The organism is Pasteurella multocida (genome assembly GCF_900187275.1).
Taxonomy (GTDB): Bacteria; Pseudomonadota; Gammaproteobacteria; order Enterobacterales; family Pasteurellaceae; genus Pasteurella; species Pasteurella multocida.
The window spans coordinates 386,948-403,161 of sequence record NZ_LT906458.1 but is presented as its reverse complement, the minus strand read 5'-3'; the positions used below and the strand labels follow the sequence as shown (position 1 = coordinate 403,161).

The following is a 16,214-nucleotide window of genomic DNA, read 5'->3' as shown; positions in this document are numbered from 1 at the left end:
TCATTAATAATCGTCTCTTATATCTCGTTGTTCGGCTAAGTTATCAAAGCGTGAGAATTGTCCTCTAAACGCCAATCTCACGCGTCCAATCGGACCATTACGCTGTTTGCCAATAATAATTTCTGCCACGCCTTTATCTTCTGAATTCTCGTTATATACTTCATCACGATAAATAAACATAATTAAGTCCGCATCTTGTTCAATGGAGCCAGATTCACGCAAATCAGAATTCACTGGACGTTTATCAGCACGATTTTCAAGGGTACGGTTTAACTGGGATAAGGCAATCACTGGCACTTCTAATTCTTTTGCTAAGGCTTTTAGTGAACGCGAAATTTCAGCTATCTCCAAGGTACGGTTATCGGCAAATCCCGGTGCCCGCATTAATTGCAAATAGTCCACCATAATCAAACTTAAGCCGCCGTTTTCACGATATACTCGTCTTGCACGTGAACGTAATTCCGTTGGGGTTAAGCCCGATGAATCATCAATATATAAGTTGGGCTTATTAGCGAACAGCCCCATTGTACTCCCAATCTTCGACCAGTCACTTTGATCTAACCCTTGTCCAGTACGAATTTTGGTTTGATCCACACGCGATAATGAAGCAAGAGAACGCATCATAATTTGTTCTGCTGGCATCTCTAAACTGAACACTAAAACCGGTTTATCACTTTTGAGTGCTGCATTTTCACATAAATTCATTGCAAAAGTCGTTTTACCCATTGAAGGACGGGCTGCCACAATGATGAGATCGGAAGGCTGTAAACCGGCGGTTTTCTTATCGAGCGCATCAAAACCGGTACTGACACCTGTGATACCATTATGCCCTTCGGTTTTACTCAATAATTCAATACGATCAATGGTTTTTTCTAAAATCGCACAGATATTTTGCGGTCCTTCGTTTGAAGTGGTGCGTTTCTCCGAAATGGCAAAGACTTTTCGTTCTGCCTCATCCAGAATATCTTTCACCTCCATCCCTTTTGTCGTGTAACAGCTTTGCGCCACATCATTACTGACACTAATCAAATCACGCAAAATAGCACGATCACGCACGATAGCGGCATACGAAACAATATTGGATACACTTGGTGTGTTTTTGGATAATTCAGCTAAATAGGCAAAGCCACCAACATCTTCACTGAGATTCTTTTCGCGTAAAAATTCGTAGAGGTTGATCAGATCAATTGGCTTCCCTTGACGGAGTAAATTTTCCATTTCTTGGAAAATGACACGATGGGCAGCTAAATAGAAATCATCGGCAATGAGCATGTCACTAATGCTATCCCAATGAGCTGGGTGAATCAAAATACCGCCTAAAACAGACTGTTCCGCTTCTAAAGAATGTGGCGGAACAATGCCTTGTTCAAGAGGTTTACTTGGAATTTGGGCGTTCTTTTTTGCCATAAGAATGGGTCTATACGTAAATTCAAAAATTAGCCTATATGATATACCAATTCTTCTTTTAATTTAAGCGCGAATTCTGTCAAAAATGAAGGGATAAAAATCACCCCATGTGAAAAACGCAAGCTATCTAGCGTACTTCCACACGAGGTTGTACATCCCTTTAACGAATTTTTTCTAATTTGGCTAAATGGGCAATCAGCCATTTAATCCCTTGATTTTGGAATGCAATTTGTAAGCGAGTATTATTCTCCGCCCCTTCCACATTAATGATCGTGCCTTGCCCAAATTTGCTATGTAGCACTTTTTGCCCCATTTTCCATTCATTTTCCTGTAAACTCGGTGCAACCGATCCGACTTTCTGCTGATTCATGGCACGTGTCACCGTACCACGTAAGCGGATTTCTTGAATACATTCCGTAGGTAATTCAGCAATAAAACGGGAAGGAAGATGACGTTCTTCTTTGGCATATAGACGGCGACTTTCCGCATAGCAAATCGTCAACTTTTGTTTTGCGCGCGTGATCCCAACATAAGCTAAGCGACGCTCTTCTTCTAAACGCCCCGGCTCTTCAAAAGATCGGAAACTTGGAAATAACCCTTCTTCAACCCCCACCATAAATACCCGAGGGAATTCCAATCCCTTTGCAGAGTGCAATGTCATCATTTCAACATAGTCTTGATGTGGAGAAGCTTGTTCCTCCCCTGCTTCTAAGGAGGCATGAGTTAAAAAGGCTGTTAAATCAGATAACTGTTCTGCCTCATCTGGCTTAATAAATTCTTTTGTGGCAGTCACTAACTCTTCTAAGTTTTCGATCCGCACTTCACCCTTTTCCCCCTTTTCCTGTTGATACATGGCATATAAACCAGAATGCTTAATCACAAAATCGGTTTGCGCAAATAAGGGCATTTCACTGGTATCTTGCTGTAAGGAATTAATCAACTCTAAAAAGCGTTGTAGTGCGGTTGCTGCTCTCGCCGTCAGTAAATTTTCATGAATGGCTAATTGGGTGGCTTGCCACAAAGTCACTTCACGTTCGCGGGTCACACTACGTAGCATATCTAACGTTCGTTCACCAATACTACGAGGTGGCGTATTGACCACGCGTTCAAACGCGGCGTCGTCTTGACGATTGGCAATAAGACGTAAATAAGCAAGGGCATCTTTAATCTCTTGACGCTCGAAGAAACGCATACCGCCATAAATACGATAAGGTAATTGAGAACGAATTAACGCCTCTTCAATCACACGGGATTGGCTATTACTGCGGTATAAAATGGCACAATCTTTTAGCTTACCGCCATTTTCTATCCATTGTTTAATTTGTGAGGAAACAAATAAGGCTTCATCTAATTCATTAAAAGCCGCATAGATTCCTACTGGCTCACCTTTTTCTCCGTCCGTCCACAAATTTTTACCAAGGCGATTGCTGTTATTGGAAATAAGCTGGTTGGCACTTGCCAAAATATTCCCCGTGGAACGATAATTTTGTTCAAGACGGATGGTTTGCGCATTGGAAAAATCATCTAAAAAGCGTTGGATATTTTCAATTTTTGCCCCGCGCCAACCATAAATCGATTGATCGTCATCTCCCACGATCATCACCTTGCCTTGTTCCCCCGCAAGCAATTTTACCCAAGCATATTGGATCTTATTAGTATCTTGGAACTCATCGACCAAAATGTGCTGAAAACGTTGTTGATAACGCTGTAAAATCACAGGCTTTTTCAGCCATAATTCGTAAGCACGTAATAACAATTCCGCAAAATCCACTAAACCAGCACGATCACAAGTATCTTGATAAATCTGATAAATTTTTATCCATTCCCGCTCATGTCGATCATTATTGTCATCAATTTGGTGCGCTCTTAACCCGTCATCTTTTTTATTATTGATATACCAGCAGACTTGCTTAGGAATAAAAATTTTCTCATCAAAATTATGTAATTTGAGTAGGCGCTTCACTAAACGCAGTTGATCATCCGCATCGAGAATTTGGAAATCTTGGGGTAAGTTGGCATCAAGATGATGGGCACGCAATAAGCGGTGGGCAATGCTGTGGAACGTGCCCACCCACATACCAAATAAACGTTGAGAAGCATGATTAGCTAAGGTGCTTTCGATACGATGACGCATTTCAGCCGCGGCTTTATTGGTGAAGGTTACTGCCATGATACTCCCTTCAGAAACCTGTTCCACTGCAATTAACCAAGCAATACGATGTGTTAAAACACGTGTTTTACCACTCCCGGCCCCCGCCAACACCAAGTAATTGCCGAGTGGCGCGGCAACCGCATCACGTTGTTTATCATTTAACCCATCTAATAATGCTGAAATATCCATTCTGTCATCTGCCTTCTGTTTTCATCTCAGTTCAGGAATGCTATGTTTTTGTCGCTTAGCAGCCGCCATAAAAGCAACAAGGCAGACTATGCCTACCTTGCTTACGCGATTTAGACTCACCAAACTGTTTTTTTATACAGTGGGATTATAGAGAAAATTCTCAAAAAAACAACCGCTCTTTTCCTGTATAGACTGTTGCTCTGCCTTCTCGTGCAAAGCCAACTAAGGTTAATTGGTATTGTTCTGCCATGTTCACTGCGAGTTCAGTCGCTGCAGAAATGGCAATTAGCATTTCAATGCCACAGGCTGCTGTTTTTTGCACCATTTCATAACTAGCTCGACTGGTCACCAATACAAACCCTTTTGTGGCAGGCTGTTTCGCATGCCAACCTAATAATTTATCTAATGCCACATGACGCCCGACATCTTCACGTAGGCACAGCAAATTTCCTGCGAGATCAAAAAACCCCGCTGCATGCGTTGAACCGGTTTGTTGCCCTAATACTTGTGCTTGTTGCAGTTGAATTAAGCAAGCATCTAGGCGGTTTAAATCAAACTGGATAGTGCGTTCTAACGGAGGTAAATTTTTGTGCACCTGCTGTAATTGCTCAGTACCACAAATACCGCAACCAGTCCGCCCCGCTAATGTACGTCGTTGTGCTTTGAGGCGTACAAAACAACGGGTGGCAAGTTCAATTTGCACTTCAATCCCCTGGCAGGCAGGAACCACATCAATACCATAAATATCACTTGGCTTATCAATAATGCCTTCTGCCAACGAAAATCCCATGGCAAAATCCGCTAAATTTTCCGGTGAACACATCATCACCGTATGAGAAATCCCATTATAAACAAGGGCAACAGGAACCTCTGTTGCAAGATTTTCTTGTTTTGCTTCATAAGTTGTTGTTTTGTTTTTTATTTGTTGCTTTTTTGTTAATTTGCAAAAAAAATTAACTGTAAATTTTGTGATCCAGTTCAAAATATTTTTCCTTATTAATGGTAATTGGTTATAGATTTACCACTAAAAAATCGGTATCCTAAAAGGTGTTTTAATTGCTGGTAATTTACTTCGTAAGACGCATATCAACAATTCAACGCTTGTGGCGATTGTAATACAATTTTAACAAGTGAAAAACAAGTCAAAATATTTAATTATCTATTTAACGTGTTTACGACTATCAAATGCTAACAAAATTTTTGTTACGCTAAGGAGTATTATCTATGCAGGTCAGTAGAAGAAAGTTCTTCAAGATCTGTGCAGGGGGAATGGCGGGGACATCTGCGGCAATGTTAGGCTTTGCGCCAACAGAAGCGTTAGCAGCGCCTCGCAATTACAAATTATTACGCGCCAAAGAAACGCGTAATACCTGTACTTATTGCGCTGTTGGTTGTGGTATGTTGTTGTACAGCTTGGGTGATGGCTCAAAAAACAGCAAAGGCAAACTCTTTCATATCGAGGGCGACCCCGATCATCCAGTTAGTCGCGGTGCCTTATGTCCAAAAGGGGCAGGTGCTTTAGACTATGTCAATAGTGACCGTCGTGTTAAATACCCTGAAGTGCGTGAAGCCGGTTCAAAAGAATGGAAACGGATTTCATGGCACGAAGCCATTGAGCGTATTGCTCGTCACATCAAAGATGACCGTGATGCTAACTTCGTTGAAAAAAATGACGCAGGTGAGCCGGTCAATCGTTGGATGACAGCAGGCTTCTTAGCGGGTTCGGCATGTAGTAACGAAACCGGCATCCTTACACAAAAATTTGTGCGTTCTCTCGGTATTATCTTTACCGACAACCAAGCGAGTATCTGACACGGACCAACGGTAGCAAGTCTTGCTCCATCATTTGGTCGCGGTGCGATGACCAACCACTGGGTTGATATTAAAAACGCAGATTTAGTGATTGTTATGGGCGGTAACGCAGCAGAAGCACACCCTGTTGGGTTCCGTTGGGCGATTGAAGCCAAAAAACAAAACGGTGCCAAACTGATGGTGGTCGATCCTCGTTTTAACCGTACTGCAGCTGTCGCTGATATTTATATGCCTCTTCGTCCAGGTACGGATATTGCGTTCCTATCTGGGGTGATTCGCTATTTGTTGAAAAACGATAAAATCCAACACGAATATGTGAAACACTATACCAATGCCACCTTCCTCGTGAATGAAAACTTCAAATTTGAAGACGGGCTATTCTCTGGTTATGACGAAGCCACACGCAAGTATGACCGCTCCACTTGGGCTTACCAATTTGATGAAAATGGTCAGCCAAAACGTGATATGGATATGCAAGATCCACGCTGTGTGATCAATATGCTACGTGAACATGTGGAACGCTATACACCAGAAATGGTAGAACGTATTACTGGCACACCACAGAAAGACTTCCAAATCTTCTGTGAAGAAATTGCTAAAACCTCTGCGCCAGATAAAGCAGCAACATTCCTTTATGCATTAGGTTGGACTCAACATACCGTTGGTTCACAAAATATTCGAACCATGGCGATGATCCAATTATTACTCGGTAACATTGGTGTATCGGGTGGTGGTGTGAATGCATTACGTGGTCACTCAAACGTACAAGGGATTACAGATTTAGGCTTATTCCCAAATCGTTTACCTGCATATATTCCATTACCAACAGAAGCTGATAAAAGCTTACAGTCGTTCTTGGATCGTATCACACCAAAAACCATGATGAACGATCAGGTGAACTATTGGAAAAATACACCAAAATTCATGGTCAGTATGCTGAAATCCTTCTATGGTGATAAAGGTACGCAAGATAACGAATTTGGTTATCACTATTTACCAAAATTACCTAAAGGTGGTACCGACCAATTCCGTTACATCGAAGACATGTATAACGGTAAAGTGAATGGTTTCTTCTGCCAAGGGATGAACCCAGTTGCCTCTTACGCTAACTCACAAAAAATCATTAAAGCCTTAAGTAAACTAAAATATTTAGTGATTTTTGACCCATTAATCACCGATACCTCTGAATTCTGGAAAAACTACGGTGAATTTAATGATGTGAAAACCGAAGAGATTCAAACTGAAGTATTCCGTTTACCAACAACCTGCTTCGTCGAAGAAGATGGTTCCATTGCGAACTCTGGTCGTTGGCTACAATGGCACTGGAAAGGCGCGGAGCCACCGGGTGAAGCCAAAACTGACGGTGAAATTCTTTCTGAATTGCGTGCTGAGCTTATCCATCTATATAAAACAGAAGGCGGAAAAGCTCCACTTGAGCCGCTAGAAGCAATGAGCTGGGATTATGCAAACCCACTTGAGCCAAAAGCGGAAGAAGTCGCAAAAGAGAATAATGGTTACGCATTAGAAGACATCAAAGATGCAGACGGCAACATTATCTTGAAAAAAGGTCAGTTATTGTCGAGCTTTGCACAAATGCGTGATGATGGTACGACATCAGGGGCTTGCTGGATTTACACGGGACAATGGACCGAAAAAGGTAACCAAATGGCAAACCGTGATAACGCTGACCCATCGAACTTAGGAAATACGCTAGGTTGGGCATTTGCTTGGCCATTAAACCGCCGTATTCTTTATAACCGTGCAGGTGCAGACTTAGCCGGTAATCCATTTAACCCGAAACGTCAATTGATCAAGTGGAACGGTAAAAACTGGAACTATGTGGATGTTGCCGACTACGGTACTGCCCCACCTAATAGCCCGGTTATGCCATTTATCATGCAACCAGAAGGGGTAAGTGGTTTGTTCGTACGTGAACGTATGGCTGATGGTCCATTCCCAGAACACTATGAACCAATGGAAACACCAATTGGTACTAACCCACTTCATCCAAATGTGGTATCAAGTCCAGTTGCACGGATTTTAGCCAGCGATAAAGAAGATCTGGGAACAAGTGCGGATTTCCCATATGTGGGTACGACTTACCGTTTAACCGAACACTTCCATTATTGGACGAAAAACGTATTACTGAACGTGATTGCACAACCAGAACAATTTGTTGAGATTGGTGAAGCCTTGGCGGCTGAAAAAGGCATTAAACATGGCGATATCGTGAAAGTCAGCTCAAAACGCGGTTATATTAAAGCCGTTGCTGTGGTGACCAAACGTATCCGTGCTTTAGTGTCTGACGGCAAGCCAATTCATACCGTCGGAATTCCTATTCACTGGGGCTTTGCCGCAACGACTGGTGCAAAAAAAGGTTTCTTCGCCAACAACTTAACTGTTCGTACTGGTGATGCGAATACACAAACACCAGAATCTAAATGTATGTTAGTCAATATTGAGAAAGTGGGGGCGTAAAATGGGTGTAGTACAATCTCAAAACATTATTAAAGCCTCTGCAACATCAAGCTTAACGCCACCACCACAAGCGCGTGAGCATCAAGTTGAAGTGGCAAAACTGATCGATGTCACCACCTGTATCGGCTGTAAAGCCTGTCAGGTGGGATGTTCAGAGTGGAATGATATCCGTGCCGAGCCTGAAGCCTGTGTCGGTGTTTACGATAACCCGACCGATTTAAATGCCAAAGCTTGGACGGTGATGAAATTCAACGAAGTGGAAGAAAACGACCGCTTAGAATGGCTAATCCGTAAAGATGGTTGTATGCATTGTGCCGAACCGGGTTGTTTAAAATCCTGTCCAGCACCAGGTGCCATTATCCAGTATGCGAATGGTATTGTGGATTTCCAATCGGATAAATGTATCGGCTGTGGCTATTGCATTGCGGGTTGTCCATTTAACGTACCACGCATGAACCCAGATGATAATCGTGTCTATAAATGTACACTTTGTGTGGACCGTGTCACCGTGGGTCAAGAACCCGCTTGTGTGAAAACCTGCCCAACCGGTGCGATTCGTTTTGGTAGCAAAGAAGAGATGAAAATTTATGCAGAGCAACGCATTGCTGACTTAAAATCTCGTGGCTATGAAAACGCTGGACTTTACGATCCGGAAGGTGTGGGTGGCACGCACGTCATGTATGTGTTACATCATGCAGATAAACCGGAACTTTATTCTGGTCTGCCGAAAGATCCATCAATTGATCTCAGCATCAAAGTTTGGAAAGATGTGTTAAAACCAGTGGCAGCGGTTGCAATGGGCGGTATTATCCTCAGTGAAATTGCTCACTACATCACCATTGGTCCAAATACCGAAGAATTCGATGAACACGAGGAGCACGAAGAGCATACAGGAGGCAATCATGAGTAAGATTCAGATCAGTAACGATCGTAAAATCGTACGCCATAAATTGCCAGCTCGCCTTAGCCATTGGTTACTGGTTATCTGTTTCTTTATTACCGGTTTATCGGGGCTGGCATTCTTCTTCCCGGATTTTTCCTGGTTAACGGAAATTCTAGGTACACCGCAACTGGCACGTTTTGTACACCCATTTACGGGGATTGTCATGTTTGTCGCGTTCCTGAATCTTTGCCGTATTTACTGGCGTCACAACTTCCCTGAGAAAAACGACTGGGTTTGGCTAAAAAATATTGGTGAAGTATTAAAAGGCAACGAGCATGCGGTTTCTGATAATGGCAAATATAACCTTGGTCAGAAAATGTTGTTCTGGACCTTGATTCTTGCCATGATCACCTTACTTGTAACCGGCATTATTATGTGGCGTCAATATTTCTCCCATAATTTCTCAATCCCGGTTATCCGTATTGCGATCTTGTTACATTCTACCAGCGCCTTCTTGTTATTCACTGGTATTATGGTACACATCTATATGGCATTCTGGGTCAAAGGGTCTATTCGTGGTATGGTCGAAGGCTGGGTGACGGTTCGCTGGGCGAAAAAACACCACCCTCGTTGGTATCGTGAAGAAGTCCTACCTGAACTAGAAAAAGAAGAATTGGCAAAACAACAAAACCAAAGCCAACCATAAACACGACTCTGTGAATAAAAGTGCGGTCAAATTTTCAGAAATTTTTCTAAAAGCGACCGCACTTTATTTATTCAAAAATAAGGAAACATGATGAGTATCCGAATTCTTCCCGACTCTGAAATTAAAGCGGCCGCCAGTTCATTTCATGCACCGGCACTCCTGTTTGCAAACCCGAAAAATCTCTATCAACGTCGTATTGCACGTTTCACTTCGCTTTCAAATGCACATCCATTGGAAGACTATCTTCACTTTGCAAGCCAAGTTTCCGAAGCGCAATTAGCTGTCTTGCAACAACAACCAATTGCGCAAGACCCGCGTTTAAGCGCAGAAAAACTCTCTGCCGAAGATCTTGCTAAACAACCACTTAACGCTCAACGCTGGCAGCGCGATCCTGTTTGGCAAACCTTATTAATGGCAATTTTGGCGGAAATGAAACCCAAAGCCAATGAGACGATTCTCAATACGATTGAAACCTTAGAGAAATACTCAAAAGCGGAACGAGATAGCATCGCGGATAAACTCTTAGCTCAAGAATTTGAGCAAATTAGCAGTGATCAAGCTGTTTTCATTTGGGCGGCACTTTCCCTTTACTGGCTTCAATTAGTACAACAAATTCCGCATTCAAGTCATAAAGAAAGCGGAGAGAACCTTCATGTTTGCCCAATTTGTGCCTCTGCACCTGTCACTAGCGTGATTCATTTTGGCGCTGAACAAGGCTTACGTTACTTACATTGTGCCTTGTGTGAAACCGAGTGGAATATGGTTCGCTCAAAATGTACGAATTGTGACCAAACGGGTAAATTAGATTATTGGTCTCTTGATTCTGAAATGGCGGCAGTGAAAGCAGAAAGTTGCGGTGATTGTCATAGCTACTTAAAAGCACTATACCAAGAACGTGATCCTAAAGTAGAAGCCGTAGCCGATGATCTTGCTAGTATTTTCCTAGATGTGGAAATGGAAGAAAAAGGCTTACAACGCAGTGGCTTAAATCCTTTCCTCTTCCCAAACCCAGAAGCCTAATCTTCATCTATAAACAAAAGCAAGGTTATCCTTGCTTTTGTTTGTATCTTCCTGTTTAAACGCAATCGTTTCTATATCAGCTCTTTCTGTATCAGCACATACAAAAAAGCCACTGATTTGACAATCAATGGCGCAATAATTTGTTCATCAATGTTAATGGCGGAGGAAGTGAGATTCGAACTCACGGAGGGCGTAAACCCTCGCCGGTTTTCAAGACCGGTGCCTTCAACCACTCGACCATTCCTCCGTGATGTAGACCGGTGCACTATAATATAGTTAATGAATTGAGTAAATGAAAAAATACCGACCCAGTTCACAAATGCTGAGATTTCAGTCATATTGCATTTTATTTATTCAATTTTTACAAATTTGTTACGTTTTAACATTGACTTTTCAATGATGAACCAGTACTTTATCGCCATCGTTTTATCTTTATTCCATTGCTAAAGGAGCCTTCATACCATGGAATCTCGCATTGTTCTAGATAGCAGAGAAACATCTCTACTTAACACCCACAAAGTGTTACGCAATACTTATTTCTTATTAGGTTTAACCCTCGCTTTTTCAGCAGTGGTCGCTTACATCTCAATGAGCCTAAACTTACCACGCCCAGGTCTCATTTTGATGCTAGCAGGCTTCTACGGTTTATTATTTTTAACTTATAAATTATCCAACAGTGGTTTAGGGATTCTTTCTACGTTCGCATTTACCGGCTTTTTAGGCTATACATTAGGACCAATTTTAAATGTCTATGTCAGTCACGGTGCAGGTGATATTGTCGTCTTAGCCCTTGCCGGCACAGCGGCAGTGTTCTTTGCTTGTTCAGCTTATGTGTTAACGACAAAGAAAGACATGTCTTTCCTTTCTGGTACCATTTTCGCTTTATTTATTGTCCTCTTACTCGGTATAGTTGCCAGTTTCTTCTTCCAATCACCAATGCTTTACATTGTCATCAGTGGTTTATTCGTCGTGTTCTCTACTTTGGGTATTCTCTACGAAACCAGCAATATTATTCATGGCGGTGAAACCAACTATATTCGTGCAACAGTCAGTATTTTCGTATCACTGTATAACTTATTTATTAGCTTACTCAATATCTTCTCGATTTTATCCAATGAAGATTAATCTAAAATACGAATCCATTTAATAGATAAATTAAGCGCCCCATTTTTGGGGCGTTTTGCTATAATGACGCCGTAAAAATAAGGTCAATTGAGAAAAAGATGATAGAAGTCAATCAACAACAAATTGAAACCGATGCGTATGGTTATTTACTCGACTTAACACAATGGGACGAAGATATCGCGCGTGCTATCGCCCAACAAGAAAATATCGACTTAACGGATGCCCATTGGGAAGTGATTTATTTTGTCCGTGCATTTTATCAAGAATATAAAACCTCACCAGCCATTCGTATGCTAGTCAAAGCCATGGCTCAGAAGCTGGGGGAAGACAAAGGCAACAGTCGTTATTTACAACGTTTATTTCCTGAGGGACCGGCAAAACAAGCGACAAAACTAGCTGGCTTACCTAAACCAGCAAAATGTTTATAAATCAAAAAGTTAAATTTTTAAATTTGAGAATCATTTTTATTTACAAAGTTATTTTTTAAGCATAGAATAGCGAGGCGACTTTATTAACCAACAACATTAAGGAGAAAATGATATGCGTCGCTTAACTGTTATTTTAAGTGCAATTATGTTAGGTATTTTTACATCGCCTGCGTTTGCAAAATTCAAAGTTGTCACTACGTTTACTGTGATTCAAGATATTGCTCAAAATGTTGCTGGTGATGCAGCCATTGTTGAGTCAATTACCAAACCGGGTGCGGAAATTCATGATTATGAACCGACACCAAAAGATATCGTCAAAGCACAACATGCCGATCTCGTCTTATGGAATGGCTTAAATCTTGAGCGTTGGTTTGAAAAATTCTTCGAAAACGTGAAAGATAAACCGGCTGTCGTTGTGACACAAGGAATCACGCCAATTTCAATTTATGAAGGTCCTTACAAAGATGCACCAAATCCACATGCTTGGATGTCAACATCAAATGCCTTAATTTATATTGAAAATATTAAAAATGCATTGGTGAAATATGATCCGAAAAATGCCGACATCTATGTCAAGAATGCAGAAAATTATGCAAATAAAATCAAACAATTAGACCAACCATTACGTGAAAAACTCGCCAAAATTCCTGAAGGTCAACGTTGGTTAGTGACCAGTGAAGGCGCCTTCAGCTACTTAGCAAAAGATTATGGCTTACAAGAAGCGTATTTATGGCCAATTAATGCGGAAGAACAAGGCACACCACAACAAGTGCGTCATGTAATTGAAACAGTACGCAAAAACAATATTCCTGTGGTGTTCAGTGAAAGTACCATTTCAGATAAACCTGCAAAACAAGTTGCCAAAGAAACGGGAGCAAAATACGGTGGTGTACTTTATGTAGATTCCTTATCTACTGCTAAAGGACCAGTACCAACCTATATTGATTTATTAAATACCACTGTTTCCACTATTGTTAAAGGATTTGAAAAATAATGCCCTCTCCTACCATTGCATCCATTTCAGTCAATGATGTCACTGTTCGTTATAACAATGGACACCTTGCAATTTATGATACGACCTTTAACTTAGAAGGCGGTACAACTTGTGCTTTGGTAGGTGTGAATGGCAGTGGAAAATCCACCATTTTCAAAAGCCTGATGGGATTGGTTAAGCCACAAAAAGGCGAAATTAAACTTTGTGGCTTGCCAATTTCAGCGGCGTTGAAACAAAATCTCGTTGCTTATGTGCCTCAATCAGAAGATGTTGACTGGCAGTTTCCCGTTTCCGTCTATGATGTTGTGATGATGGGACGCTATGGTTATATGAACTTTTTACGTATGCCAAAAGCGATTGACAAACAAAAAGTAAAAGAAGCTATGCAACGCGTCAATATTGAACATCTTGCTGATCGCCAAATTGGTGAGTTATCTGGTGGTCAAAAAAAACGGGTGTTCTTAGCACGTGCCCTTGCCCAACAAAGTAAAATTATTCTGTTAGATGAACCCTTCACTGGCGTTGATGTAAAAACGGAAAATGCGATTATGGCATTGTTGGATCAACTACGAAGTGAAGGGCATTTAATTTTAATTTCTACCCATAACTTAGGTACTGTACCTGATTTCTGTGATCAAGTGGTGATGATTAACCGCACTGTATTAGCGGCAGGTAAAACGGAAACAACCTTTACACAACGAAATCTCGAATTAGTCTTCGGTGGGGTGTTACGTCATATTAAATTACTTGGAAAAGATATCCACGATGATGAGGATAGCCGCTCCGTTACCGTATTAAGTGATGATGAACTTCCTGCTGTCTTCTATGGTGAAACGAAAAATGATCCGCCCGCACCTATTACTAAACACCCTCAACGAAAAGGCGAACAATAATGTGGGATTTATTGCTTGAACCTTTCCAATATAATTATATGGTAAAGGCAATTCTTCTTTCCGCAGCAGTAGGCGGAATTTGTGCTTTTATGTCTTCTTATTTAATGCTAAAAGGCTGGTCTTTAATTGGTGATGCCCTCTCTCACTCTGTCGTCCCCGGTGTTGCCATTGCCTATGCCCTTTCCTTACCTTACGCACTTGGTGCCTTTTTTTCTGGTATTTTAGCCGCACTTTCGATTTTGTGGATCAAATCAATTACTAAATTACGTGAAGATGCGGTAATTGGTTTTATCTTTACCACATTCTTTGCCTTAGGGTTATTGATTATCTCGCTTAACCCAACATCAGTTAATGTGCAAGATATCATCTTGGGCAACATTTTAGGCATTGCAGATGAAGACGTAACGCAAGTCGCCATCATTATTGTCATTACATTAAGTTTACTGCTGTTATTTTGGAAAGATCTCCTCTTAGTGTTTTTTGATGAAACCCATGCGACTTCTGTTGGGCTTTCCCCCTTGCGCTATAAAGTACTGTTTTTCACTTTACTCAGTGCTTGCGTCGTGGCTGCGTTACAAACTGTCGGCGCCATTTTAGTGATTGCTATGGTGATTACCCCCGGAGCAACCGCTTATTTGCTAACTGACCGATTTGGAAAATTAGCGACGATTGCAGTAATATTAGGAACAACAACTAGCATCGTTGGGGTTTATCTAAGTTATTATCTAGATGGAGCAACAGGCGGTTTAATCGTGTGTCTGCAAACTGCAATTTTCTTGCTCGCCTTTTGTTTTTCACCGAAATATGGTGTCTTACGCCGGCAAAGTGCGGTACAAAATGGGAAAAATCAGGAGGCAAACCATGGCTGATATCATCAATTGGTTTGTTGAACCTTTCTTGTATCCTTTTATGCAAAATGCCCTCTTCACCGCACTGATCGTTGCGATTATATGTGCGGTGCTTTCCTGCTATTTAGTCTTAAAAGGTTGGTCATTAATGGGCGATGCAATTTCACATGCTGTCTTGCCGGGAATTGTCATTGCATTTATGCTTGGTTTACCACTCACTTTTGGCGCATTTGGTGCAGGCTTATTTTGTGCATTAAGCGTCGGTTATCTGAAAGAAAATAGCCGTATTAAAGAAGATACCGTAATGGGGATTGTTTTTTCTGGGATGTTTGCCTTTGGTATCGTTTTGTTTACGAAAGTCGAAACAGAACAGCACCTTACCCACATTTTATTTGGTAATCTGTTGGGTGTTAGTCGTGCTGAGTTAGTGCAAACTTTTATTATTGCAACAATCATTTTTGTCATCATGATGCTTAAACGTCGTGACTTCTTGCTTTATTGCTTTGATCAAAGTCATACCCGCGTCGCAGGGCTTTCACCTCGGCTATTACACTATGGCTTACTGGTCTTACTTGCCTTAACCATTATCATGGCGATGCAAGTGGTCGGGGTGATTTTAGTGGTTGCTATGTTAATTTCACCGGGTATCACTGCTTTTTTATTAAGTAAGCGTTTCGACATCATGCTCCTCATTGCAATTTGTATGTCTGTCATCACCAGTATTTTTGGGACAATTATTAGTTATCATATTGACGCAGCAACAGGACCTTGCATTATTTTATTACAAGCCATGTTCTTTACGCTCGCATTAGGATATCAAAAAGTAAAATGGCACATACAAAAGCCAATTTAAGCTAATATCGCACAGAAAAATCAGTAAATTCTCGAGAATCGGCATACTCTTGTTCAATCACTTGTTCAACCGATGCCGTTCTCGGTCCTTGTGTTAACCATGTATGTAATTGCGTTAATTGTGTCGTAGAACCAACAGCGACGACCTCAACACTACCATCATCACGATTACGCACATAGCCTTTAACCCCTATTTGCATGGCGGTTTTCCAGGTAAAATAACGAAATCCCACGCCTTGTACTAAACCATAAACAATAAACTGTTTTTTCAACATATTCTTACCTCCCATCCCTTCCACTGAAAAGTTTTAAGCTCATCACATTTTTTTCAATTAAAATAAACTTTTCTATTTCCATTTAACTGAATTTAGCATAGCATACAACCTAGCACTTTCATGAATAAAGTGTTTTCGTTCCAAACTTATTT

Annotated in this window: 14 protein-coding genes and 1 tRNA gene; 10 read left to right on the top strand and 5 right to left on the bottom strand. The window is 41.3% G+C overall.

Features of this window, described 5'->3' with window-relative positions; translation table 11 throughout:
* Positions 1–3: 3 nt before the first annotated feature.
* From CKV69_RS01870 to fdhD, 3 genes are all read right to left on the bottom strand, one after another.
* Entirely contained in the window at positions 4–1,407 is a 1,404-nt protein-coding gene (locus CKV69_RS01870; protein WP_005726119.1) for a replicative DNA helicase, read from the bottom strand.
* A 160-nt stretch (positions 1,408–1,567) separates the two neighbouring features.
* Positions 1,568–3,748 (bottom strand): DNA helicase II, encoded by a 2,181-nt coding sequence (gene uvrD / locus CKV69_RS01865; protein WP_014325897.1) that lies wholly within the window; start codon positions 3,746–3,748, stop codon positions 1,568–1,570.
* A gap of 160 nt (positions 3,749–3,908) precedes the next feature.
* Positions 3,909–4,730, bottom strand: a complete 822-nt coding sequence (gene fdhD / locus CKV69_RS01860; protein ID WP_016504495.1) for a formate dehydrogenase accessory sulfurtransferase FdhD — start codon at positions 4,728–4,730, stop codon at positions 3,909–3,911.
* Between the two features lie 242 nt (positions 4,731–4,972).
* Here fdhD and fdnG point away from each other — a divergent pair, with 242 nt between their 5' ends.
* The 4 genes from fdnG (at position 4,973) to fdhE (ending at position 10,647) form a co-directional block, all read left to right on the top strand.
* Positions 4,973–8,038 carry a formate dehydrogenase-N subunit alpha gene (fdnG, locus tag CKV69_RS01850; protein WP_014325895.1) on the top strand — a complete coding sequence of 1,022 codons (3,066 nt, stop codon included), beginning with the start codon at positions 4,973–4,975 and terminating at the stop codon, positions 8,036–8,038.
* A gap of 1 nt (position 8,039) precedes the next feature.
* Positions 8,040–8,948, top strand: a complete 909-nt coding sequence (fdxH, locus tag CKV69_RS01845) for a formate dehydrogenase subunit beta (RefSeq protein ID WP_005753782.1) — start codon at positions 8,040–8,042, stop codon at positions 8,946–8,948.
* Positions 8,941–9,627 carry a formate dehydrogenase subunit gamma gene (locus CKV69_RS01840; protein ID WP_005721669.1) on the top strand — a complete coding sequence of 229 codons (687 nt, stop codon included), beginning with the start codon at positions 8,941–8,943 and terminating at the stop codon, positions 9,625–9,627. Before fdxH ends, CKV69_RS01840 begins: the two co-directional genes overlap by 8 nt.
* 90 nt (positions 9,628–9,717) lie before the next feature.
* Positions 9,718–10,647 (top strand): formate dehydrogenase accessory protein FdhE, encoded by a 930-nt coding sequence (fdhE, locus tag CKV69_RS01835; RefSeq protein ID WP_014325894.1) that lies wholly within the window; start codon positions 9,718–9,720, stop codon positions 10,645–10,647.
* Positions 10,648–10,804: 157 nt separating this feature from the next.
* Here the strand turns inward: fdhE and CKV69_RS01830 are convergent.
* A tRNA-Ser gene (locus tag CKV69_RS01830) sits at positions 10,805–10,894 on the bottom strand.
* A 215-nt stretch (positions 10,895–11,109) separates the two neighbouring features.
* Between CKV69_RS01830 and CKV69_RS01825 the strand changes: the two genes are divergently transcribed.
* The 6 genes from CKV69_RS01825 to CKV69_RS01800 all read left to right on the top strand — a co-directional run bounded on the left by CKV69_RS01825 (position 11,110) and on the right by CKV69_RS01800 (position 15,788).
* Positions 11,110–11,772, top strand: coding sequence for a Bax inhibitor-1 family protein (locus CKV69_RS01825; RefSeq protein ID WP_016532769.1), 663 nt, complete (start codon positions 11,110–11,112; stop codon positions 11,770–11,772).
* 98 nt (positions 11,773–11,870) lie between these two features.
* The gene (locus tag CKV69_RS01820; protein WP_014325892.1) at positions 11,871–12,200 is read left to right on the top strand and encodes a TusE/DsrC/DsvC family sulfur relay protein; all 330 of its coding nucleotides are present in this window, start codon (positions 11,871–11,873) and stop codon (positions 12,198–12,200) included.
* 112 nt (positions 12,201–12,312) lie between these two features.
* Entirely contained in the window at positions 12,313–13,194 is an 882-nt protein-coding gene (locus CKV69_RS01815) for a metal ABC transporter substrate-binding protein (protein WP_014325891.1), read from the top strand.
* On the top strand, positions 13,194–14,087 hold the full coding sequence (locus CKV69_RS01810; protein WP_005753777.1) for an ATP-binding cassette domain-containing protein: 894 nt from the start codon (positions 13,194–13,196) through the stop codon (positions 14,085–14,087). Before CKV69_RS01815 ends, CKV69_RS01810 begins: the two co-directional genes overlap by 1 nt.
* On the top strand, positions 14,087–14,956 hold the full coding sequence (locus CKV69_RS01805; protein ID WP_005721634.1) for a metal ABC transporter permease: 870 nt from the start codon (positions 14,087–14,089) through the stop codon (positions 14,954–14,956). Before CKV69_RS01810 ends, CKV69_RS01805 begins: the two co-directional genes overlap by 1 nt.
* Positions 14,949–15,788, top strand: coding sequence for a metal ABC transporter permease (locus tag CKV69_RS01800; RefSeq protein ID WP_014325890.1), 840 nt, complete (start codon positions 14,949–14,951; stop codon positions 15,786–15,788). Before CKV69_RS01805 ends, CKV69_RS01800 begins: the two co-directional genes overlap by 8 nt.
* Position 15,789: 1 nt before the next feature.
* On the opposite strand, the gene CKV69_RS01795 is transcribed toward CKV69_RS01800, so the two are convergent.
* Positions 15,790–16,062: an acylphosphatase gene (locus tag CKV69_RS01795; RefSeq protein WP_005721630.1), complete on the bottom strand. Its 273-nt coding sequence runs from the start codon at positions 16,060–16,062 to the stop codon at positions 15,790–15,792.
* Positions 16,063–16,214 lie beyond the last annotated feature (152 nt).

Bases quoted from the DNA above. Each gene is read 5' to 3' on its own strand.
- CKV69_RS01810 (WP_005753777.1), top strand. From the start codon at position 13,194: ATGCCCTCTCCTACCATTGCATCCATTTCAGTCAATGATGTCACTGTT.
- uvrD (WP_014325897.1), bottom strand. From the start codon at position 3,748: ATGGATATTTCAGCATTATTAGATGGGTTAAATGATAAACAACGTGAT.
- CKV69_RS01795 (WP_005721630.1), bottom strand. From the start codon at position 16,062: ATGTTGAAAAAACAGTTTATTGTTTATGGTTTAGTACAAGGCGTGGGA.
- CKV69_RS01815 (WP_014325891.1), top strand. From the start codon at position 12,313: ATGCGTCGCTTAACTGTTATTTTAAGTGCAATTATGTTAGGTATTTTT.
- CKV69_RS01800 (WP_014325890.1), top strand. From the start codon at position 14,949: ATGGCTGATATCATCAATTGGTTTGTTGAACCTTTCTTGTATCCTTTT.
- CKV69_RS01805 (WP_005721634.1), top strand. From the start codon at position 14,087: ATGTGGGATTTATTGCTTGAACCTTTCCAATATAATTATATGGTAAAG.
- CKV69_RS01820 (WP_014325892.1), top strand. From the start codon at position 11,871: ATGATAGAAGTCAATCAACAACAAATTGAAACCGATGCGTATGGTTAT.
- CKV69_RS01825 (WP_016532769.1), top strand. From the start codon at position 11,110: ATGGAATCTCGCATTGTTCTAGATAGCAGAGAAACATCTCTACTTAAC.
- CKV69_RS01840 (WP_005721669.1), top strand. From the start codon at position 8,941: ATGAGTAAGATTCAGATCAGTAACGATCGTAAAATCGTACGCCATAAA.
- fdhE (WP_014325894.1), top strand. From the start codon at position 9,718: ATGAGTATCCGAATTCTTCCCGACTCTGAAATTAAAGCGGCCGCCAGT.
- fdxH (WP_005753782.1), top strand. From the start codon at position 8,040: ATGGGTGTAGTACAATCTCAAAACATTATTAAAGCCTCTGCAACATCA.
- CKV69_RS01870 (WP_005726119.1), bottom strand. From the start codon at position 1,407: ATGGCAAAAAAGAACGCCCAAATTCCAAGTAAACCTCTTGAACAAGGC.